Source organism: Leclercia sp. UBA7405 (assembly GCF_037152215.1).
In the GTDB taxonomy this organism is placed as follows: Bacteria; Pseudomonadota; Gammaproteobacteria; order Enterobacterales; family Enterobacteriaceae; genus Enterobacter; species Enterobacter pneumoniae.
Genome location: NZ_JBBCMR010000008.1, coordinates 67499 through 89815 on the forward strand (window position 1 = coordinate 67499; position 22317 = coordinate 89815).

Genomic DNA, 22317 nt, shown 5'->3' on the forward strand with positions numbered 1-22317 from the left:
GTCACCTGTATAGCCAGTAAGCAGTCGCTGAAATGTTGGCGCCGCTCGCAATGTAACGTTTAAGTGCGGCGGTGTTGCCCAACTGGGTCGCCACGCGCAGAGTAGAAAGCTGCTGTTGCTGCGCCCAATGGAGGGCTGCCTGCATTAATTTTTCGCCGAGACCGCGCCCGGCGAGAAGACCAATCCGTCCTTCGCTGTCGTTCAGTTTTCGCAGCGAGACAAACCCCTGGATCCCGCCATCTGGCGCGCGAAACACCAGGCAGAGGTGGTCGAAGGTGCCTTTTACCGCGTTCTCAATCCACTGGGCATAAAAACGCCCGCTGTCTTGTGGGGCGTACCAGGGCGTTCGAAAACGACTTTGCGCAAAGGCTTCTGCGGCAAGATGACGAAGCGCAGGAATATCCTGGACCTTCGCCACCTCCGCGCCAGGATTGGTGTGCTGACTCACCGTGATGGCCAGATCAACTTCACCTTCGACAAGGCGAAACCCCTGCTGTTGAAGCGTATCCAGCAGATCGCTACGTTCTGCCGGGATTTTCGCCTGCAGACGTTGCCAGGGGGCGAAATCGGCTGCAGAAAGCGGCGGCGCGTCAGCGTTAACCCGTACAATCGCCGACGGAATGCCGAAAAAATCGCTCTCCCAGACGAGAGGATCAATACTGGCGTGGACGTGCACGGAGCAGCTCCAGCAGATACTGGCCATAACCCGTTTTAGCCAACTGGCTGGCCGCGCGTTTAACGCCGTCGTCATCCAGCCAGCCATTACGCCAGGCAATCTCTTCCAGACAGGCAATTTTAAAGCCTTGTCGTTTTTCGACGGTTTGCACAAACGTACTGGCTTCGATCAGGCTGTCATGGGTACCGGTGTCCAGCCAGGCGAAACCGCGGCCCAGTAGTTCAACCGTGAGGTTGCCCTCTTCGAGGTACATCTGGTTGATTGAGGTGATCTCAAGCTCGCCGCGCTCAGAGGGTTTGACCCGCTTCGCGTAATCTACGACCTTGTTATCGTAGAAATAGAGACCCGTCACCGCCCACTTTGATTTTGGCTGTTTGGGCTTCTCTTCCAGCGACAGTGCGCGGAAATTATCGTCAAACTCCACTACGCCAAAGCGTTCTGGATCCATGACCTGATAGCCAAAGACCGTCGCCCCTTCGGAGCGTGCCGCAACCGAGCGCAGCTTAGGGCTGAACCCCTGCCCGAAGAAGATGTTATCTCCCAGCACCAGGCAAGAGGGCTCGCCGTTCAGGAAGGTTTCGCCAATGATAAAGGCCTGGGCAAGACCATCCGGGCTCGGTTGTTCTGCGTAGGTCAGCGCAATGCCAAATTCGCTACCATCGCCCAACAGGCGCTGATAGGTACTTTTATCTTCCGGCGTGGTGATGATTAAAATTTCGCGAATACCGGCCAGCATCAGCACCGAAAGCGGATAATAAATCATCGGCTTGTCATAAATTGGCAGCAGTTGCTTCGATACGCCGCGAGTGATGGGATGCAGACGCGTGCCTGAGCCCCCTGCCAGAATAATGCCTTTCATAAATTCTCCCGGTTAGCCCTTCAGCCCCAGACGCTCGCCCTGATAACTGCCATCCAGTACCTGCTTCCACCAGCCTTCATTGGCGAGATACCACTCAACGGTTTTGCGAATGCCGCTTTCGAACGTCTCTTGCGGGGCCCAGCCCAGCTCACGTTCGATTTTGGACGCATCAATAGCATAGCGGAGGTCATGACCTGGACGGTCGGGTACCCGGGTGATCAGATCACGATACTGCTGTACACCCTGCGGTTTCACCGGGACCAACTCTTCCAGCAGATCGCAAATGGTAGTAACGACGTCGAGATTTTTGCGCTCGTTATGCCCGCCGATATTCCAGGTTTCGCCGGGGGTGCCTTCTGTCGCCACCAAATAGAGCGCCCGGGCATGATCTTCAACATACAGCCAGTCGCGAATCTGTTGACCATCGCCGTATACCGGCAAGGGTTTGCCCGCGATGGCATTCAGAATCATCAGCGGAATCAATTTCTCCGGGAAATGATAGGGGCCATAGTTATTGGAACAGTTGGTCACCAGCGTCGGCAAACCATAAGTGCGCTGCCAGGCGCGAACCAGATGGTCGCTACTGGCTTTAGACGCGGAATAGGGGCTGCTGGGCGCATAAGGCGTGGTTTCGGTGAAAAAATCGTCCATCGAATGCAGGTCGCCATACACCTCATCAGTAGAGATGTGATGGAAGCGGAACGCCGCTTTCTGCTCAGCGGCTAAGCCGCTCCACCAGGCACGAGACGTCTCCAGCAGGTTATAGGTACCGACGATATTGGTCTCGATAAACACTGCCGGGCCATCGATAGAGCGATCGACGTGGCTCTCTGCGGCCAGGTGCATCACCACATCGGGTTTATGGGTAGCAAAGACGGTGTTCAGGGCATCGCGATCGCAGATATCAACCTGCTCAAAGGCGAAGCGCGGATTATCCGCCACTGGCGCCAGCGAGGCCAGGTTGCCCGCGTAGGTGAGTTTATCCACCACTACTACAGCGTCCTGGGTGTTCTGGATAATATGGCGAACTACCGCGGAACCGATAAACCCCGCGCCGCCGGTCACTAAAATCCTTCTCAACGCCAGACTCCTTTTGTATCGACGACATGCTGCTGATGAATCGCATCGCCGCTGATGGCTTTGAATTCTTTGTGATCGACCAACAGCACCAGCACATCTGCGGTAGCCAGCGCTGCGTCCATGGCCACCAGCTGACATTTATCCGCCAGTTTTTTCGGTAAGGCGTGGATATTGGGTTCGACCACCAGCGTTTCGCCGCTGTGCCAGTCGGCGATCATTTCGGCAATCTCCATCGCCGGGCTTTCGCGCAGATCGTCAATATTGGGTTTGAACGCCAGACCAAAGCAGGCAATTTTCAGTTCGCTGGCGCGTTTGCCGCTTTCAGCCAGGCTATCTGCCACGGTGGCTTTAACCTGATTAATCACCCAGTGCGGCTTTCCGTCGTTAACTTCACGTGCAGTGCGGATCAGGCGCGCCTGCTCAGGGTTTTGCGCCACGATAAACCAGGGATCGACCGCAATGCAGTGGCCCCCGACGCCCGGGCCGGGCTGCAGGATGTTAACGCGTGGATGGCGGTTAGCCAGGCGAATCAGTTCCCAGACGTTAATCCCCTGATCGGCACAAATTAACGACAGTTCATTGGCAAAAGCGATATTAACGTCGCGGAAGCTGTTTTCTGTCAGTTTGCACATTTCGGCGGTGCGGGAGTTAGTTACCACGCACTCACCTTCCAGGAAGATTTTATAAAGCTCGCTGGCGCGGGCGGAGCAGACTGGCGTCATGCCGCCAATGACGCGGTCGTTCTTGATAAGCTCAACCATCACCTGTCCTGGCAGTACACGCTCCGGGCAGTAGGCGATGTTCACATCAGCCTGCTCACCAGCCTGCTGCGGGAAGGTCAAATCCGGGCGGGCATCGGCCAGCCACTGGGCCATCTGCTCGGTAGCCCCCACCGGCGAGGTGGATTCGAGGATGACCAGCGCTCCCTTCTTCAGCACCGGGGCGAGCGATTTTGCGGCCGCCTCAACGTAGACCATATCGGGCTCATGATCGCCCTTAAAAGGCGTCGGCACGGCAATCAGCCAGGCATCGGCTTCTACCGGCGTGGTGCTGGCTTTCAGATAGCCACCCTCTACCGCGCTCTTCACAACCTTATCGAGATCGGGTTCGACGATATGAATTTCACCCCGGTTAATGGTATCAACCGCATGCTGGTTGATATCTACCCCTACAACCTGCTTTTGACGCGAAGCGAAAGCGGCAGCGGTTGGCAAGCCAATGTAGCCCAGACCAATGACGGAGATGGTAGTAAAACTCATAGCGATACCCGATTGTGTTTAAGTGCATACAAAATACGATCACAAGCCTGCCCGTCACCGTAAGGGTTATGGGCACGGCTCATTGTCTGATACGCCTCGTCGTCATGCAGCAGGCGAGTGACCTCTTCAACGATATGTTTGGTGTCGGTGCCGACCAGACGCACGGTACCGGCCTTGACGGCCTCCGGACGTTCGGTTGTTTCTCGCATGACCAGCACCGGTTTACCGAGGGATGGCGCCTCTTCCTGAATACCACCGGAGTCGGTCAGAATCAGCCAGGCGTGGTTCATTAGCCAGACAAAGGGCAGATAGTCCTGCGGCTCAATGAGGATCACATTCTCAACGTGGCCGAGAATACGATTCACCGGTTCGCTGACGTTTGGATTGAGATGCACCGGATAAACAATCTGTACATCTTCGTTCTGCGCCGCCACTTCGGCTAACGCATGGCAAATCTGCTCAAAACCGCGGCCAAAGCTTTCACGGCGATGCCCCGTCACCAGGATCATCTTTTTACCGTTAGAGAGGAACGGATAACGTTCTGCCAGTTCGGCACGCAACGCGTCATTAGCCATCACCCGATCGCGTACCCAGATGAGTGCGTCGATGACCGTATTGCCGGTAACAAACACCGTGCGGTCAGGAATATTTTCCCGCAACAGGTTCTGGCGAGAGTTTTCGGTTGGCGCAAAGTGGTACATCGCCAGATGTCCAGTCAACGTGCGGTTGGCCTCTTCCGGCCAGGGCGAATAGAGATCGCCCGTACGCAGGCCCGCTTCGACGTGGCCAACCGGAATACGTTGATAAAATGCAGCAAGGCTCGTGGCGATGGTGGTGGTGGTATCACCATGCACCAACACCACATCAGGCTTAAAGGATTCCAGAATCGGTTTTAACCCTTCCAGAATTCGGCAGGTAATTTCTGTCAGCCCTTGCCCCGGTTTCATAATGTTAAGATCGTAATCAGGAACAATAGAAAACAGGGTCAAGACCTGATCCAGCATCTCACGATGCTGGGCGGTAACACAGACTTTCGCTTCAAAATGAGGGTCATTCGCCAGCGCATGAACCAGAGGCGCCATCTTGATGGCTTCCGGCCTTGTACCAAAGACACTGAGTACTTTCACATCGATTCTCTTCGATTAGACGATGAAGGCCAGAGCCTTCATCGTAGACGGCGATCTTAATTTCTGCGACGGCGCGTCAATGCGACGCCAGCACCAATTAATGCACCCACGATCCCCCACATAATCATCAGGAAGGCACGGCGTGGGCTATCGCGTTTTACAGGTTCTTCAGGCGTGCGCAAATAACGATAGGTCTGAAAACGCGGGTCCAGGGTAGGACCTACGTTCAGGGTGGTCATCATTGCGCGGTTCTGGTCGTAATCGAGATCGAAGGCGGGTCCGACGGCCTGTAAATTCTCCAGGCGAGCCTGCAGCATCGGGCGCCCCAGCAGGAACATTTCGGAGTCCGGCAGTTCATCTGCTGGCACATCGGTTTCACTGCGTGAGATATTGCTCTTCTCAGCGATTTTCAGCGCCTGTTCAATGTTGTGAACGCGACGCGTGAAGATAGCTTTGGCTACCTCTTCCTGACGCTTCACCTGCGCTTTCATCTGAATGGTTCGCGCTGCCCAGGCACCTTTTAACTCATCGTTCAGATGGCTTGCCGCGCGCTGGCTGGCGAAGGCCACGTACTGGCGTAGAAGGTTATTGGCGTCTGGCGCGGTTTCCGCGATGAGCTTCACGCTGTCATTCACATTGCGCAGCGCATCGCCGGGCATGAACTGAATATTGTTAATCATTTCATCAAGCAGCGCGGCATCCGCCTTACTGTTACCGACCATCCGCTGTTTGTAGTAGTCGGTCTGGCTCCAGAAATCACGGCGCGTATCCCAGGAAGCCAGCTGCATAATGAACTCTTTGTACGACTCATCCATAACGGACGGCTGATCAACCGGGGCGAGATTTGCTTTAACATCCAGATTACGCAGAAATTGCTGCTGAGAGTAGAAGCCGCCGAGCATATTCACAGTCGGGCGATCGGTGATCGCTGTCGCGCTCCACTCCTGCTTTGCAAAAAAAGTATAGGCCAGTGCGATTAACGCAAAGCCCAGCGCGATTCCTGCAATCCAAAATTTGCCCGCCCATAACACGCGAAACAAACCACGAACATCCAGCTCATTCTCAGTTGCCACTGATTTAGCTCCCGCCAACGGTTGAGTCATTTCAATCCCGATTTACCTGGTTTAAGTTTGATTGCTGCTACTGTTACGACGCATCCGGCGTTTTACACGTTTAATAAACCGCGCAACCTTCCAGGCGCGCTTAATACAGTAGCCATACAGGAAGAATGCTAGCAAGAATAATACCAACATCACCCACTCAGGGACGAAATGGGAATATTCTGCTACAACGCCGATGGCTGCCAGAAGTGCAGCGGCTAAGGTAATAAGGACAAAAGCCTGACGCGAAGTAAACCCTGCGCGCATGATCAAATGATGAATATGCTGACGGTCTGGCGAGAAGGGACTCATCCCTTTACGCAGACGGCGATACATAATGGCCACCATGTCCATCAATGGGATGGCGATGATCCAGAGCGCCGTTACCGGGCTGATGGGGTGCGTTTTACCCTGGGTGGTTTCGAGCAATATCCAGATAACGGTAAAACCAATCAGCGTGCTACCTGCGTCGCCCATAAACACTTTATAACGACGACCAAGCACCCCGAGATTAAGCAGGATGTAAGGCAGGATGGCGGCGATCATGGCAAAACACCACATGGAGAGGCTGTATTGGCCGTCAAACCACAGGATGATGCCAATAGCACCGAATGAGACGCTGGAAAGGCCGCCCAGCAAACCATCTATGCCGTCGACCATATTGAAAGCGTTAATCGCCGCCCAGACGGCAAATAGCGTCAGGAAATAACCGAATGGCCCAAGCACCATCTCCCACGAGCCAAAGATATGGCCCAGGCTGCTGAGATAGAGATTGCCGACGGCCATCATGACGATACCGATCGCGGCCTGGATTGATGCCCGAATCTTTACACTGATGTCGTAGCGATCGTCGAGGGCTCCCACGAGCACCAGTACACCTGCGCATCCCAAATAGAGAGCTGCGTGCGGTATATAGTAATCGGCAATACTGAAGGTAAAACAGATCCCCGCATATACGGAAATCCCTCCAACCAGCGGTATCAGGCCCTGATGGCGCTTACGAAAGTTGGGCTTATCCACCAACCCGATTCTTTTTGCCGCCTTACGTGCAACGAATAAGAAGCAGGTCGTGAACAGAAAAATACTGATTAGCTCAGTCACCGCAGTGAGTAAATTCACAATGGAGGCTCTCTACAAATGTTGATCCCAGAAGTATAACCTTGAAGACGCTACGCCTGAAGGAATAAAGCTCGCCTCTTACAAGTCCCTTTGTATATTTTTCAATCAATTAATTTCCTGACTTTCCGCACATTCCCTTTGTCGTGAAGGAAAGGATTCATTCAGTGATTGTCGTAATAGCGTATAAGCGTTAAAAGAAAAACGCCACGTAAAAACGTGGCGTTTGTCGGCTATAGCGTGATTTTAAGAACGTTTCATCATATCGAAGAAATCATCGTTCGTTTTGGTCATCGCCAGCTTGTTAATGAGGAATTCCATTGCGTCAATTTCGCCCATTGGGTGAATGATTTTGCGCAGGATCCACATTTTCTGCAGCTCTTCCTGAGTGGTAAGCAGCTCTTCTTTACGGGTACCGGAACGGTTGTAGTCGATAGCAGGGAAGACGCGTTTCTCAGCAATCTTACGAGAGAGGTGCAGTTCCATGTTGCCTGTACCTTTAAACTCTTCGTAGATCACTTCGTCCATTTTGGAGCCGGTGTCGATCAGCGCCGTTGCGATGATGGTCAGGCTACCGCCCTCTTCCACGTTACGTGCGGCACCGAAGAAACGCTTCGGACGATGCAGGGCGTTGGCATCCACACCACCGGTCAGTACTTTGCCGGAAGCAGGGACGACGGTGTTGTACGCACGCGCCAGACGTGTAATGGAGTCGAGCAGGATGATGACATCTTTCTTGTGCTCAACCAGGCGTTTCGCCTTCTCGATAACCATTTCCGCAACCTGAACGTGACGAGATGCGGGTTCGTCGAAGGTAGAAGCCACAACTTCACCTTTTACCAGACGCTGCATCTCGGTCACTTCTTCCGGACGTTCGTCAATCAGCAGCACCATCAGCACACAGTCTGGGTGGTTGTAGGCGATGCTCTGAGCAATGTTCTGCAGCAGCATGGTTTTACCCGCTTTCGGCGGCGCAACAATCAGACCACGCTGGCCACGGCCGATCGGCGAAGCGAGATCCAGCACGCGAGCGGTTAAGTCTTCGGTAGACCCGTTACCACGCTCCATGCGCAGACGAGAGTTCGCGTGCAGCGGCGTTAAGTTTTCGAACAGGATTTTATTACGCGAGTTTTCAGGCTTATCGTAGTTAACTTCGTTAACTTTCAGCAGCGCGAAGTAGCGTTCACCCTCTTTAGGAGGACGAATCTTACCTGAAATGGTATCACCTGTGCGGAGGTTGAAACGGCGGATTTGGCTGGGGGAAACGTAGATGTCATCAGGACCGGCGAGGTAGGAGCTGTCTGCAGAGCGGAGGAAACCAAATCCGTCCTGCAATATCTCCAGCACACCGTCGCCAAAGATATCTTCGCCACTCTTTGCGTGCTGCTTCAGGATGGCAAAAATAATGTCCTGCTTGCGCATACGAGCCTGGTTTTCCAGCCCCATATTTTCGCCGAGAGTGATCAGCTCAGAAACCGGCGTATTCTTTAATTCGGTAAGATTCATAATGGTGTGGGTTCTTAAACTCGGGGTAATACTCGAACTTAATATTGTGAATGGTATGGCAGGGTCATCCATGCCTGTTAGCGGCCATCAACTCATGTCTGTTCGCTGTCTGCTTACAGGAAAAAGCACAGAACTGAAACGACAAGACGGATTGAGTGACAAGCCCGGAATCTATCCACTTCTCGCACTGTTTATGTCAACAACGGGAAGTATCGGGTAAAACAAGAACGACAAGGTATGTTTAAAACGAAGTCATAGGTAACTTAGCACGACTATTGCCGGGCGTCCAGAGATCCAAACAATTTTGAAACCCCGGACGCGCCGCCGAGAACCCTTACGCCAGGTTAGCGTCCAGGAACTCTTTCAGCTGACCTTTGGACAGGGCGCCCACTTTGGTAGCAGCCACTTCGCCATTTTTGAACAGCAGCAGGGTTGGGATACCACGAATGCCATATTTCGGCGCGGTGCCCGGGTTCTGGTCGATGTTCAGTTTCGCAACGGTCAGTTTGCCCTGATATTCGTCGGCGATCTCATCCAGAATCGGGGCGATCATTTTGCAAGGACCACACCATTCTGCCCAGAAATCGACGAGGATCAGCCCGTCAGCTTTAAGCACGTCCGTGTCAAAACTATCGTCAGTCAGGTGAATAATTTTATCGCTCATATATAACTCCACAGGAATAAGCCTGGCGCGTTGGTGTAGCAATCATCAACGACGTGTTGATGTCGCATTAACCAACTAAAGGTTGACTTTATTTCACCGGATACGCTTTCGTAAAGCAATAGTAAGCTGATATTCTACCACACTATGAGCAAAACACATTTAACAGAACAGAAGTTTTCCGACTTCGCCCTGCACCCAAAGGTGATCGAAGCCCTTGAAACTAAAGGGTTTCATAACTGCACGCCTATTCAGGCTCTCGCCCTGCCGCTGACGCTGGCCGGTCGCGATGTTGCGGGGCAGGCGCAAACCGGTACCGGCAAAACGATGGCGTTTTTAACGTCAACGTTCCATTATTTACTTTCTCATCCCGCAATTGCAGACCGTCAAGTTAACCAGCCGCGCGCGCTCATTATGGCTCCGACGCGAGAACTGGCGGTACAGATTCACGCAGATGCGGAACCGCTGGCACAGGCTACCGGCCTGAAGCTCGGCCTCGCCTACGGCGGTGATGGCTACGATAAACAGCTGAAAGTGCTGGAAAGCGGCGTAGATATCCTGATCGGTACTACTGGCCGTCTTATCGACTACGCCAAACAGAACCACATCAACCTCGGCGCTATTCAGGTAGTGGTACTGGATGAAGCAGACCGCATGTACGATCTGGGCTTCATTAAAGATATTCGCTGGTTGTTCCGTCGCATGCCTGCGGCAAACCAGCGTCTGAACATGCTGTTCTCCGCAACCCTTTCTTACCGCGTACGCGAGCTGGCATTCGAGCAGATGAACAATGCCGAATACGTGGAAGTCGAGCCAGAGCAGAAAACAGGTCACCGTATTAAAGAAGAGCTTTTCTATCCGTCTAACGAAGAGAAAATGCGTTTGCTGCAAACCCTGATCGAAGAAGAGTGGCCAGATCGCGCCATTATCTTCGCCAACACCAAACACCGCTGTGAAGATATCTGGGGCCACCTGGCTGCAGACGGACACCGCGTTGGCTTGCTGACGGGTGATGTTGCGCAGAAAAAACGCCTGCGGATTCTTGATGAATTCACTCGTGGCGATCTGGACATTCTGGTGGCAACTGACGTTGCGGCACGCGGCCTGCATATTCCAGCCGTGACTCACGTCTTCAACTACGATCTGCCTGATGATTGCGAAGACTACGTGCACCGTATTGGTCGTACCGGTCGCGCCGGTGCCAGTGGCCACTCCATCAGCCTTGCCTGTGAAGAGTACGCCCTGAACCTGCCAGCCATTGAAACGTATATCGGCCACTCTATTCCGCAGAGTAAGTACAATCCGGATGCGCTATTAAGCGAACTGCCGCCAGCGAAGCGCCTTACGCGCCCACGCTCCGGCAATGGCCCGCGTCGTTCAGGCGCACCGCGTAATCGTCGTCGTTCAGGCTAAACATTATGCTCAGCACCACCTCACTCTATGCCGCTATTGATTTAGGTTCGAATAGTTTTCATATGCTGGTAGTGCGTGAGGTGGCGGGAAGCATACAAACGCTGACACGTATTAAGCGTAAGGTCCGTCTCGCGGCGGGCCTTAGTAGTGATAATCATCTCTCTCCTGAAGCCATGGAGCGCGGTTGGCAGTGCCTGCGTCTCTTTGCTGAACGCCTACAGGATATTCCCCACCAGCAGATTCGTGTCGTCGCGACGGCCACGTTGCGCCTTGCGGTTAACGCGGGTGAATTTATTGCGAAAGCGCAGACGATACTGGGCTGCCCGGTGCAGGTCATTAGCGGTGAAGAGGAAGCACGTCTGATTTATCAGGGCGTGGCGCACACCACCGGGGGTGATGAGCGCCGTCTGGTTGTCGATATTGGCGGAGCCAGCACCGAGCTGGTAACGGGCAACGGCGCCCAGGCCACCTCCCTCAACAGTCTTTCCATGGGTTGCGTGACCTGGCTCGAGCGTTTTTTCACCGACCGTAATCTGACAAAAGAGAGCTTCGACCAGGCAGAGCTGGCCGCCCGCGAGGTGGTTCGCCCTGTTGTTGGTACGCTGCTGCAACACGGCTGGAAGGTCTGTGTCGGCGCATCGGGTACCGTTCAGGCGTTGCAAGAGATCATGATGGCTCAGGGAATGGATGAGCGCATCACCCTGGCCAAACTGGAGCAGCTGAAACAGCGCGCCATCCAGTGTGGTCGACTTGAAGAGCTGGAGATAGAGGGGCTGACCCTCGAGCGTGCCCTCGTCTTCCCTAGCGGGCTGGCTATTCTGATCGCCATCTTTACCGAGCTGGATATTCAGTGCATGACCCTGGCCGGTGGTGCTCTGCGTGAAGGGTTGGTTTACGGCATGCTGCATCTGGCAGTAGATGAAGATATTCGCAGCCGTACCTTGCGTAATGTTCAACGCCGCTTCCTGGTGGATACCAGCCAGGGCGAACGCGTTGCACAGCTGGCGCTTTATTTCGCCGATCAGGTCGGCAAAAGCTGGGATTTAGGGCCGTTAGGCCATGTTCTGCTGCAAAGCGCCGCTCAGCTACATGAAATTGGGCTTAGCGTTGAATATAAGCAGGCACCGCTGCATGCCGCCTGGCTGGTTCGTAATCTGGATCTGCCCGGCTTCACTCCTGCGCAGAAAAAATTGCTCGCCACGCTGTTATTGAACCAGACCAACCCGCTCGACCTCTCCTCTCTGCATCAGCAAAATGCGGTACCGCCGCGCGTTGCAGAACATTTGTGTCGCATACTGCGTCTGGCGATCATTTTTGCCAGCCGTCGTCGCGATGATTTGTTGCCAGAGATTGGCCTGCAGGCTGAAGGTGAGATACTCACCCTGATGTTACCGGAAAGCTGGCTGATGCAGCATCCACTGGGCGCAGAGATGATTGAGCAAGAGTGCCAGTGGCAGAGCTACGTTCACTGGCCCCTGCATATTCAGTAAAACGCCGCCTCTCCCACAGGAGAGGGACATGTTACTTATCTTTCGCTTTCGCCAGCATGGCACGTATGTTTGCCACGTTTGCCTGACCTTTGTGCATTCTCTCTTCCGCCGTAATGACCTTACGCTCCTGCTCCCAAATCAGATCATCCTGGGGCAATTCCATCAGAAAGCGGCTCGGCTCCGGACGCACCAATTCACCGTACTGGCGGCGCTCTTTACAAAGCGTAAAGACCAGCTCCTTCTGCGCACGCGTAATGCCCACATAGGCCAGCCGGCGCTCTTCATCGACGTTATCTTCGTCAATGCTGCTCTGATGCGGCAGTATCCCCTCTTCCATTCCCACCAGATAGACATAGGGGAATTCCAGCCCTTTCGAGGCATGCAACGTCATTAGCTGTACCTGATCGGCCTCTTCCTCGCTCTCGCCACGCTCCATCATATCGCGCAGGGTGAAACGGGTGACGACCTGGGTCAGGGTCATGGGTTCATCAATTTCTGAGCCTTCAAGCATTTCACTCATCCAGCTGAAGAGCTGATTAACGTTTTTCATGCGCATTTCCGCCGCTTTTGGGCTCGCGGAGGTTTCGTATAGCCAGGACTCGTAGTCGATGCCGCGAATCAGATCGCGTACGGCAACCACCGGCTCACGTTCAGCAAGACGCTGAATTTCACCTAACCACTGCGTAAAGCGCGTTAGCGATTCGTAGCCCCGTCCGGTGAGGGTCTGACTCAGGCCCATATCAAAGCTGGCGGTAAACAGACTTTTGTTGCGGGTCATCGCCCATTCGCCCAGCTTTTGCAACGTTGCGGGGCCAATTTCACGCTTCGGCGTATTAACGATACGCAGGAATGCGCTGTCGTCATCCGGGTTGGTGAGCACCCGCAGATAGGCAAGCAGATCTTTGATTTCAGGGCGTGAGAAGAAAGAGGTGCCCCCGGAGATTTTGTACGGGATGCGGTTCTGCATCAGCATCTTTTCAAAGACGCGTGACTGGTGATTGCCGCGATAGAGGATCGCGTAGTCTTTATAGCCGGTTTTATTAACGAAGTGATGCGCAATGAGTTCACCGGTGACGCGCTCAGCTTCATGCTCTTCATTATTGGCGCTAAGCACCTTGAGTTCGGTACCGTAACCCAACTCGGAGAAAAGGCGTTTCTCAAAGACGTGCGGGTTGTTAGCAATCAGGATATTTGCCGCTTTCAGGATACGCCCGGAAGAACGGTAATTCTGCTCCAGTTTGATCACCTGCAGCGCCGGGAAGTCTTTGCTCAGTAGCACCAGATTTTGTGGACGTGCGCCGCGCCAGGAGTAAATCGACTGATCATCATCACCCACCACGGTAAAGCGCGCACGTTGTCCTACCAACAATTTCACCAGTTCGTACTGGCTGGTGTTGGTATCCTGATACTCATCCACCAGCAGATAGCGGATTTTATTCTGCCAGCGCTCGCGTACCTCTTCGTTGCGCTGAAGCAACAGGGTTGGCAACAGAATGAGATCGTCAAAGTCGAGCACATTGCAGGCCTTGAGATGCGCATCATAAAGGCTGTAACAGTGCGCGAAGATCCGATCCCGCTCACCTTTCGCGCTTGCCGCAGCTTGCGCAGGGGTCATGAGATCGTTTTTCCAGTTGGAGATCGTCGAGATCAGTTGTTGCAGGATCAACTTGTCGTCTTCGATCAACCCTTCGGTTAACTCTTTAAGTAACGCCACCTGATCGGTATCGTCAAAAAGTGAAAAGTTCGACTTCATCCCCAGCGCGGCGTATTCGCGCTTGATGATATCCAGCCCCAAAGTGTGGAAGGTCGAGATCATCAGGCCGCGCGCCTCTTTGCGCCCCAGCGTCTGGCCGACACGCTCTTTCATCTCGCGCGCTGCCTTGTTGGTAAAGGTCACTGCCGCAATATGGCGGGCCTGATAGCCACAGCCACGAATAAGGTGGGCGATTTTATTGGTAATTACGCGGGTTTTACCGGATCCTGCCCCTGCCAGCACCAGGCATGGTCCAGTAACGAATTCGACCGCTTGTTGTTGTCCAGGGTTTAAACGCATGGGAATAGTGCTCAATCTTCGAACGGGGTGTGGATTGTAGCAGAAAGCGGGGCGCAGATTTACCGGCTAATGATAAAGTGAAGGTCACGCGTGTAACCCCGAGAACAGTACCATGGTAAAGACTGCAGCAGCCCTGCACATTCTGGTGAAAGAAGAGAAGCTGGCGCAGGAGATCCTCGCCAAACTGGAGCGTGGCATTAGCTTTGATCATCTGGCGAAACGCTATTCGAAATGTCCTTCAGGGCGTAACGGCGGTGATTTAGGTGAGTTTAAGCAGGGGGCGATGGTCGGCCCGTTCGATCAGGCGGTCTTTAGCTGCCCGCTTCTTAAGCCCTTTGGCCCGGTGAAAACCAGGTTTGGTTACCATATCATTAAGGTGCTCTATCGCCGTTAACGCATGGTATATTGCGCTCCGATGACTTAAACCCCTTCGAGGCACAATCATGGCAAAAACAGCAGCAGCAGTGCATATCCTGGTGAAAGAAGAGAAACTGGCTCTGGATCTTCTGGAACAGATTAAAAACGGCGCCGACTTCGGCAAGCTGGCAAAGAAACACTCTATCTGCCCGTCAGGCAAACGTGGCGGTGATTTAGGCGAATTCCGTCAGGGCCAGATGGTACCTGCATTCGATAAAGTGGTCTTCTCTTGCCCGGTGCTGGAACCCACTGGTCCACTGCACACCCAGTTCGGTTACCACATCATTAAAGTGCTGTACCGTAACTAATCTCTTTGCAGGGGCAGGCTTAGTTGTCCTGCCCTTGTGCATTGAAATAGTCGATAAACTCACTTCCTACCTCTGCCAGCGTCAGGCGTTTAAACCTTTCCAGTATTAGCGTTTCTGCTTCGGCAAAGGTATCTGACATTACCCGGTTTACCCCCTTTTCGACCAGGCAGCGCGGATTTTCGTTTCGGTTACCCAGTGCAAACAGCACTGGCGAGCCCAGCGCTGTATAGATGTCATACAGCGTGACCTGACTCGCGGGGCGTGAAAGCGTCCACCCGCCATGATGCCCTTTGCTTGAACCAACAATTTTTTGCTCACGCAATCCTGCCAACAACTTGCGGATAAAAGCGGGATTTCCGTCGATAAATGCCGACATCTGCTCCGATGTTAAGGGCTTATCCATCTGTTCAAGGTGCAGCAGAATATGCAGCGTGGCGGAGAAAGAGTTATTTATTTTCATGTAACTTACATTATTACATGTACTTAGCCTCTTCAACCTCTGGGATGAAAAATTCACCGATTGACGGCCGTAAATCTTATGATACTTTTGATGTTACATAAGTGACTTCATGCAGGAGAAAACGATGGCTACCGAACAATCCCCCGATCTGTTCTGGGAAGAGCATTACGCAGCAATGTCGCCCCTATCAAACGGCATACCCGGTAAAATTCTGGTGCGTTTTGTCGATGACCTTACGCCCGGAAAGGCGCTGGAGTTGGGATGCGGGCGCGGCGATGATAGCGTCTGGCTGGCGAAAAAAGGCTGGCGGGTTACTGCGGTTGATTTATCTCCACGCGCGCTGGATTATGCTGCCGCCAATGCCGAGCGTTCCGGTGTAAGCGGGAAGATCGCCTTCGCGCAATACGATCTCACCGCGCGTTTCCCTGAGGGCCAGTACGATCTGATCGTGGCATCGTTCCTGGAATCGCCGCTCACCTTCGATCGCTTTACTATCTTTCGTACTGCATTAGAACATGTCACGCCAGGCGGAATGTTGTTGATTACATCGCATGCCAGACCTCCTTCATGGTCAAAGCATGCCGATCGCCCCTTCCAGTCAGCGGAGGAGGCTTTTGCATCCCTGGCGCCATCGGCGGCGGAGTGGGAAACGGTGTTCTGCGATGACGTATCAAGAATAATGAAAGGGCCGGAAGGACAAGAGGGCGAGGTGTCAGATGCGGTTATTGCGCTGAAGCGCAAAAAACAGGCCCGACAGCGCTAACGCTTTTCGGGCCTGCCTGGGGGTCGGGTAGGCGCTGGCGCCACCCGATCGGGTTATCAGCCCGCGACAGCAATACGCTTCATGTCGGTCATGTAGCCACGCAGTTTCTGGCCCACTTTCTCGATCTCGTGGCTGCGAATCGCTTCGTTCACATCACGCAGCTGGGCGTTATCTACCGCGCCTTCGGTAATCGCTTTGCCCAGATCCCCTGTCTGCAGGGTAGTCATAAACTCTTTCAGCAGCGGTACGCAGGCGTAGGAGAACAGATAGTTACCGTACTCGGCGGTATCAGAGATAACCACGTTCATTTCGTACAGACGCTTACGGGCAATGGTGTTCGCAATCAACGGCAGTTCGTGCAGCGATTCATAGTACGCTGACTCTTCGATGATGCCGGAATCCACCATGGTTTCGAACGCCAGTTCAACACCCGCTTTCACCATCGCGATCATCAGAACGCCTTTATCGAAGTACTCTTGCTCGCTGATTTTACCCTCGAACTGTGCAGCGGTTTCAAAGGCAGTTTTACCGGTCTCTTCGCGCCAGGTCAGCAGGTTTTTGTCGTCGTTTGCCCAGTCAGCCATCATGCCGGAAGAGAACTCACCGGAGATGATGTCGTCCATATGTTTCTGGAACAGCGGTGCCATAATGGTTTTCAGCTGTTCAGACAGCGCATAAGCACGCAGTTTTGCCGGGTTAGACAGACGGTCCATCATCAGGGTGATACCGCCCTGTTTCAGCGCTTCGGTGATGGTTTCCCAGCCGAACTGAATCAGTTTCTCAGCGTATGCCGGGTCGGTACCCTCTTCCACCAGCTTGTCGAAGCAGAGCAGAGAACCGGCCTGCAGCATACCGCACAGAATGGTCTGCTCACCCATCAGGTCAGATTTCACTTCTGCAACGAAGGAGGATTCCAGCACGCCCGCACGGTGGCCGCCAGTAGCCGCTGCCCATGCCTTCGCAATCGCCATGCCTTCGCCTTTCGGATCGTTTTCCGGGTGAACGGCGATCAGCGTCGGTACGCCGAAACCACGCTTGTACTCTTCACGTACTTCGGTACCCGGGCACTTCGGTGCCACCATCACGACGGTGATGTCTTTACGGATCTGCTCGCCCACTTCAACGATGTTGAAGCCGTGGGAGTAACCCAGCGCTGCGCCATCTTTCATCAGCGGCTGCACGGAACGCACTACGTCGGAGTGCTGTTTGTCTGGCGTCAGGTTAACCACCAGATCCGCCTGCGGGATCAGCTCTTCGTAGGTACCCACTTTGAAGCCATTTTCGGTCGCTTTACGCCAGGAGGCACGCTTCTCAGCAATCGCTTCTTTACGCAGGGCGTAGGAGATATCCAGACCGGAGTCACGCATGTTCAGACCCTGGTTCAGGCCCTGTGCGCCACAGCCGACGATGACCACTTTTTTACCCTGAAGGTAGCTTGCGCCATCAGCAAATTCATCGCGCGCCATGAAGCGGCATTTGCCCAGCTGCGCCAGCTGTTGGCGCAGATTCAGTGTATTAAAGTAGTTAGCCATGGGTGATACCTCGTGATGTTGTGTGTCTTATTGTTCGGTTCGCTGTTCAGCGAGAATGTACCCACATTACAACAGGAAATTTATTGCGGAAATTGATATATTCACAACGTCACGTTGCAATATCTGCAATGTAAAAAGGGCGGGTGAAATCAATGGATTTACGCGATCTGAAAATGTTTCTCCATCTGGCGGAAAGCCGCCACTTTGGCCGCAGCGCGCGGGCGATGCACGTCAGCCCCTCCACGCTCTCGCGCCAGATCCAGCGTCTGGAGGAGGATCTCGGCCAGCCGCTGTTTGTACGCGATAATCGCACCGTTACGCTCACGGAAGCGGGCGAAGAGCTGCGCGTTTTTGCTCAGCAGACGTTATTACAGTATCAGCAACTGCGACACACCATTGATCAGCAGGGCCCGTCACTTTCGGGCGAACTCCATATTTTCTGTTCTGTGACCGCGGCTTACAGTCATCTGCCCCCCATTCTGGATCGCTTTCGCGCTGAACACCCTTCGGTAGAGATCAAACTCACCACCGGCGATGCGGCCGATGCGATGGAAAAAGTGGTGACCCGTGAGGCCGATCTGGCGATCGCCGGCAAACCGGAAACCCTGCCGGGCGCGGTGGCATTCTCAATGCTCGAGAACCTGGCCGTGGTGTTGATTGCACCGGCGCTGCCGTGTCCGGTGCGAAATCAGGTATCGGTGGAAAAACCCGACTGGTCAACGGTGCCGTTTATCATGGCCGACCAGGGGCCAGTGCGTCGTCGCATCGAACTCTGGTTCCGTCGGCAAAAAATCAGCAATCCGTCGATTTACGCCACGGTGGGCGGCCACGAGGCAATGGTCTCAATGGTGGCATTAGGCTGCGGCGTGGCGCTGCTGCCGGAAGTGGTGCTGGAAAACAGCCCGGAGCCGGTGCGCAACCGCGTGATGATTCTCGAACGCAGCGATGAAAAAACGCCGTTCGAACTTGGCGTGTGCGCACAAAAAAAGCGGCTGCATGAGCCGCTTATTGATGCGTTCTGGAAATTACTGCCGGGCAGTTAACCCGCCAGGAAGAAGCGGAACGCCGGGTTATGGGTCTCGTCATGACAGTCATAACCAAGTTCGTTCAGACGGGTTTCGAAATCCGGCTCGTGCTCACCCAGTTCAAACGCCGCCAGCACGCGGCCATAGTCGGTGCCATGGCTGCGGTAGTGGAATAGCGAAATGTTCCAGTGCGTGCCCAGCGTATGCAGGAACTTCAGCAACGCGCCGGGCGATTCCGGGAATTCGAAACTGTACAGACGCTCCTGCAGCGGCTTCGATGGACGCCCGCCCACCATGTAGCGCACGTGCAGCTTGGCCATTTCATCGTCAGAAAGATCCACTACGCTGTAGCCACCTTCATGCAACAGGTTGAGGATCTCTTTGCGCTCCTCCAGACCCCGGCTCAGGCGAACACCAACAAAAATGCAGGCGTCTTTCGCATCGGCAAAACGGTAGTTAAACTCCGTCACCGCGCGGCCACCCAGCAGCTGGCAGAACTTGAGGAAGCTCCCCTGCTCTTCCGGAATGGTCACCGCCAGTAACGCTTCACGCTGCTCACCCAGCTCGCAGCGTTCGGAAACGTAGCGCAAACCGTGGAAGTTGACGTTAGCGCCCGAGAGCACGTGAGCCAGACGTTCCCCGCGAATGTTGTGCTGGGCGATGTACTTTTTCATCCCCGCCAGCGCCAGCGCGCCGGACGGCTCCGCCACCGCACGCACATCCTCGAACAGATCTTTCATCGCTGCGCAGATGGCATCGCTGTCGACGGTGATGATGTCGTCGAGATACTCCTGGCAGAGACGGAACGTTTCATCCCCGATGCGTTTCACCGCCACGCCTTCGGCAAACAGCCCGACCCGCGGCAGGTCAACGGGATGTCCGGCCTCCAGCGCCGCTTTCAGGCAGGCCGAGTCTTCCGCTTCAACGGCAATCACTTTGATCTGTGGCATTAGCTGTTTGATTAGCACCGCCACGCCTGCCGCAAGTCCGCCACCGCCTACCGGCACGAAAACGCGGTCGAGGTGGGCATCCTGCTGCAAAAGCTCAAGCGCCAGCGTACCCTGCCCGGCAATCACCATCGGATGGTCGAACGGCGGGACCCAGGTAAAACCCTGCTGTTGTGCCAGTTCAATCGCTTTGGCTTTCGCTTCATCGAAATTCGCACCGTGCAGCAACACCTCGCCACCGAAGCCACGTACGGCATCGACTTTGATGTCAGCGGTTGCCACAGGCATCACAATCAAGGCTTTCAAACCCAGACGCGCCGCAGAGAACGCAACCCCCTGGGCATGGTTACCCGCCGAAGCGGTGATCACACCACGCGCTTTTTGCTCTTCGGTTAGCCCGGCCATCATGGCGTAAGCGCCCCGCAGCTTAAAGCTGTGCACCGGCTGCCGATCTTCACGCTTCACCAGAATCACGTTATCGAGGCGCGAAGAGATCTTTTCCATCTTCTGCAGCGGCGTGACCTGCGCGGCTTCATAGACCGGTGCGCGTAGCACCGCCCGGAGATATTCCGCCCCCTCGGGGGCGGCAGACAGGGGTTGTGAGTCGGCCATCATTAGCCCCCGAGTTTCGATTTATCGCGCACTGCGCCTTTATCTGCACTGGTGGCCAGGGTCGCGTAAGCACGCAGAGCAAAGGAGACTTCGCGTTGACGATCTTTCGGCGTCCAGGCTTTCTCACCGCGAGCTTCTTGCGCTTCACGACGTGCAGCAATCTCCTGATCGCTCAGCTTCAGTTGAATACCGCGGTTCGGGATGTCGATTTCAATCAGATCGCCATCCTCAATGATCGCGATGTTGCCGCCGCTTGCCGCTTCTGGTGACACGTGGCCGATAGAGAGCCCGGACGTCCCGCCGGAGAAACGACCGTCGGTGATCAGCGCGCAGGCTTTGCCAAGCCCCATAGATTTCAGGAAGGTGGTTGGGTAGAGCATCTCCTGCATACCCGGACCGCCTTTTGGCCCTTCGTAACGGATAACGACCACGTCGCCTTCTACGACTTTGCCACCGAGGATAGCGTCTACTGCCTCGTCCTGGCTTTCGTAGACTTTGGCAGGACCGGTAAATTTAAGGATGCTGTCGTCCACGCCTGCGGTTTTTACGATACAGCCGTTTTCTGCAAAGTTACCGTAGAGCACCGCGAGCCCACCGTCTTTGCTGTAGGCGTGCTCCAGCGAGCGGATACAGCCTTCTGCGCGATCGTCATCCAGCGTATCCCAGCGGCAATCCTGCGAGAAGGCCTGCGTGGTACGGATACCCGCCGGCCCTGCGCGGAACATCTTTTTCACCGCCTCATCTTTGGTCAGCATCACGTCGTACTGTTCCAGCGCCTCTGACAGCGTCAGCCCCAACACGTTTTTCACGTCGCGGTTCATCAACCCGGCGCGATCCAGCTCGCCGAGGATACCGAGAACCCCGCCCGCGCGGTGGACGTCTTCCATATGGTATTTCTGGGTACTTGGCGCCACTTTACACAGCTGTGGCACTTTGCGGGAAAGCTTATCGATATCGCTCATGGTGAAGTCGATTTCGGCTTCCTGGGCGGCAGCCAGCAGGTGCAGAACGGTGTTAGTGGAGCCACCCATGGCGATATCGAGCGTCATGGCATTTTCAAACGCCGCTTTACTGGCGATGTTGCGCGGCAGTGCGCTGGCGTCGTCCTGCTCGTAGTAGCGTTTAGTCAGCTCAACGATACGTGAACCCGCATTAAGGAACAGCTGTTTACGATCGGCGTGGGTCGCCAGCAGCGAGCCGTTACCCGGCTGGGACAGGCCAAGCGCTTCGGTCAGACAGTTCATGGAGTTCGCGGTGAACATACCTGAACAGGAGCCACAGGTCGGACAGGCCGAACGTTCTACCTGATCGCTCTGCTCGTCAGAGACTTTCGGGTCCGCGCCCTGAATCATGGCATCAACAAGGTCAAGCTTGATGATTTTGTCGGAAAGCTTGGTTTTACCGGCTTCCATTGGGCCGCCAGAGACGAAGATCACTGGAATATTCAGGCGCAGGGAGGCCATCAGCATCCCTGGGGTGATTTTGTCACAGTTAGAGATACAGACCATGGCGTCGGCACAGTGGGCATTCACCATGTACTCAACCGAGTCGGCAATCAGCTCACGCGACGGCAATGAATAGAGCATGCCCCCGTGGCCCATCGCGATACCGTCATCGACGGCGATGGTATTGAACTCTTTCGCCACACCGCCCGCAGCTTCGATCTGTTCGGCGACCAGTTTACCGAGATCGCGCAGGTGTACGTGACCCGGAACGAACTGGGTAAAAGAGTTCACCACGGCGATAATCGGTTTTCCAAAATCGGCGTCGGTCATCCCGGTGGCGCGCCACAGCGCGCGGGCACCAGCCATGTTGCGGCCGTGGGTGGTGGTGGCGGAACGATACTTAGGCATGCTTTATTTACTCCCGTCTATCTTGTAAATGGGACGGTGCGTGCCGTCCCATAGTGATGC

21 protein-coding genes are annotated in these 22317 nt (G+C 54.6%); 6 read left to right on the plus strand and 15 right to left on the minus strand.

Annotated elements, in window-relative coordinates; all coding sequences use genetic code 11:
- Position 1: 1 nt before the first annotated feature.
- From rffC to trxA, 10 genes are all read right to left on the minus strand, one after another.
- A complete protein-coding gene (gene rffC, locus WFN75_RS21495) occupies positions 2–676 on the minus strand; it encodes a dTDP-4-amino-4,6-dideoxy-D-galactose acyltransferase (RefSeq protein WP_442913317.1) in 675 nt (224 codons plus the stop codon).
- Positions 654–1535 (minus strand): glucose-1-phosphate thymidylyltransferase RfbA, encoded by an 882-nt coding sequence (gene rfbA, locus WFN75_RS21500; protein WP_046886617.1) that lies wholly within the window; start codon positions 1533–1535, stop codon positions 654–656. Before rfbA ends, rffC begins: the two co-directional genes overlap by 23 nt.
- 12 nt (positions 1536–1547) lie before the next feature.
- Positions 1548–2615 (minus strand): dTDP-glucose 4,6-dehydratase, encoded by a 1068-nt coding sequence (gene rffG / locus WFN75_RS21505; protein ID WP_233804480.1) that lies wholly within the window; start codon positions 2613–2615, stop codon positions 1548–1550.
- Positions 2612–3874: a UDP-N-acetyl-D-mannosamine dehydrogenase gene (wecC, locus tag WFN75_RS21510; protein ID WP_207292609.1), complete on the minus strand. Its 1263-nt coding sequence runs from the start codon at positions 3872–3874 to the stop codon at positions 2612–2614. The genes rffG and wecC overlap by 4 nt, the downstream gene beginning before the upstream one ends.
- Complete coding sequence (gene wecB / locus WFN75_RS21515) at positions 3871–5001, minus strand: non-hydrolyzing UDP-N-acetylglucosamine 2-epimerase (RefSeq protein ID WP_040078080.1); 1131 nt, start codon at positions 4999–5001, stop codon at positions 3871–3873. Before wecB ends, wecC begins: the two co-directional genes overlap by 4 nt.
- A 56-nt stretch (positions 5002–5057) precedes the next feature.
- Complete coding sequence (gene wzzE, locus WFN75_RS21520; RefSeq protein WP_040078079.1) at positions 5058–6104, minus strand: ECA polysaccharide chain length modulation protein; 1047 nt, start codon at positions 6102–6104, stop codon at positions 5058–5060.
- A 21-nt stretch (positions 6105–6125) separates the two neighbouring features.
- Positions 6126–7220 carry a UDP-N-acetylglucosamine--undecaprenyl-phosphate N-acetylglucosaminephosphotransferase gene (wecA, locus tag WFN75_RS21525; RefSeq protein WP_040078077.1) on the minus strand — a complete coding sequence of 365 codons (1095 nt, stop codon included), beginning with the start codon at positions 7218–7220 and terminating at the stop codon, positions 6126–6128.
- Between the two features lie 243 nt (positions 7221–7463).
- Positions 7464–8723, minus strand: coding sequence for a transcription termination factor Rho (gene rho, locus WFN75_RS21530; RefSeq protein ID WP_001054528.1), 1260 nt, complete (start codon positions 8721–8723; stop codon positions 7464–7466).
- Positions 8724–8810: 87 nt separating this feature from the next.
- Positions 8811–8894: a rho operon leader peptide gene (locus tag WFN75_RS21535; protein ID WP_325948127.1), complete on the minus strand. Its 84-nt coding sequence runs from the start codon at positions 8892–8894 to the stop codon at positions 8811–8813.
- Positions 8895–9057: 163 nt separating this feature from the next.
- On the minus strand, positions 9058–9387 hold the full coding sequence (gene trxA, locus WFN75_RS21540) for a thioredoxin TrxA (protein WP_006179218.1): 330 nt from the start codon (positions 9385–9387) through the stop codon (positions 9058–9060).
- Between the two features lie 144 nt (positions 9388–9531).
- Between trxA and rhlB the strand changes: the two genes are divergently transcribed.
- Complete coding sequence (rhlB, locus tag WFN75_RS21545; RefSeq protein WP_040078076.1) at positions 9532–10797, plus strand: ATP-dependent RNA helicase RhlB; 1266 nt, start codon at positions 9532–9534, stop codon at positions 10795–10797.
- A gap of 5 nt (positions 10798–10802) precedes the next feature.
- Entirely contained in the window at positions 10803–12287 is a 1485-nt protein-coding gene (gene gppA / locus WFN75_RS21550; protein WP_336996791.1) for a guanosine-5'-triphosphate,3'-diphosphate diphosphatase, read from the plus strand.
- Between the two features lie 31 nt (positions 12288–12318).
- Here the strand turns inward: gppA and rep are convergent, their stop codons facing one another.
- The gene (rep, locus tag WFN75_RS21555; RefSeq protein WP_207292613.1) at positions 12319–14340 is read right to left on the minus strand and encodes a DNA helicase Rep; all 2022 of its coding nucleotides are present in this window, start codon (positions 14338–14340) and stop codon (positions 12319–12321) included.
- 112 nt (positions 14341–14452) lie between these two features.
- Between rep and ppiC (WFN75_RS21560) the strand changes: the two genes are divergently transcribed.
- Together ppiC (WFN75_RS21560) and ppiC (WFN75_RS21565) are read left to right on the plus strand one after the other, a co-directional pair.
- Complete coding sequence (gene ppiC / locus WFN75_RS21560; RefSeq protein WP_046886622.1) at positions 14453–14734, plus strand: peptidylprolyl isomerase PpiC; 282 nt, start codon at positions 14453–14455, stop codon at positions 14732–14734.
- A gap of 49 nt (positions 14735–14783) precedes the next feature.
- A complete protein-coding gene (ppiC, locus tag WFN75_RS21565; RefSeq protein ID WP_003017999.1) occupies positions 14784–15065 on the plus strand; it encodes a peptidylprolyl isomerase PpiC in 282 nt (93 codons plus the stop codon).
- Between the two features lie 19 nt (positions 15066–15084).
- On the opposite strand, the gene WFN75_RS21570 is transcribed toward ppiC (WFN75_RS21565), so the two are convergent.
- Positions 15085–15525, minus strand: a complete 441-nt coding sequence (locus WFN75_RS21570) for an RrF2 family transcriptional regulator (RefSeq protein WP_336996792.1) — start codon at positions 15523–15525, stop codon at positions 15085–15087.
- 124 nt (positions 15526–15649) lie between these two features.
- Here WFN75_RS21570 and WFN75_RS21575 point away from each other — a divergent pair, with 124 nt between their 5' ends.
- Positions 15650–16288 (plus strand): class I SAM-dependent methyltransferase, encoded by a 639-nt coding sequence (locus WFN75_RS21575; RefSeq protein ID WP_288821966.1) that lies wholly within the window; start codon positions 15650–15652, stop codon positions 16286–16288.
- A 56-nt stretch (positions 16289–16344) separates the two neighbouring features.
- Here WFN75_RS21575 and ilvC read toward each other — a convergent pair whose 3' ends face one another.
- Complete coding sequence (gene ilvC, locus WFN75_RS21580) at positions 16345–17820, minus strand: ketol-acid reductoisomerase (RefSeq protein WP_046886624.1); 1476 nt, start codon at positions 17818–17820, stop codon at positions 16345–16347.
- Between the two features lie 152 nt (positions 17821–17972).
- On the opposite strand from ilvC, the gene ilvY reads away from it, so the two are divergent.
- Complete coding sequence (gene ilvY / locus WFN75_RS21585; protein ID WP_040078066.1) at positions 17973–18863, plus strand: HTH-type transcriptional activator IlvY; 891 nt, start codon at positions 17973–17975, stop codon at positions 18861–18863.
- Here the strand turns inward: ilvY and ilvA are convergent.
- Positions 18860–20404: a threonine ammonia-lyase, biosynthetic gene (ilvA, locus tag WFN75_RS21590; RefSeq protein ID WP_336996794.1), complete on the minus strand. Its 1545-nt coding sequence runs from the start codon at positions 20402–20404 to the stop codon at positions 18860–18862. The genes ilvY and ilvA overlap by 4 nt on opposite strands.
- Before the next feature lie 2 nt (positions 20405–20406).
- Positions 20407–22257 carry a dihydroxy-acid dehydratase gene (ilvD, locus tag WFN75_RS21595; RefSeq protein ID WP_040078064.1) on the minus strand — a complete coding sequence of 617 codons (1851 nt, stop codon included), beginning with the start codon at positions 22255–22257 and terminating at the stop codon, positions 20407–20409.
- Positions 22258–22317 lie beyond the last annotated feature (60 nt).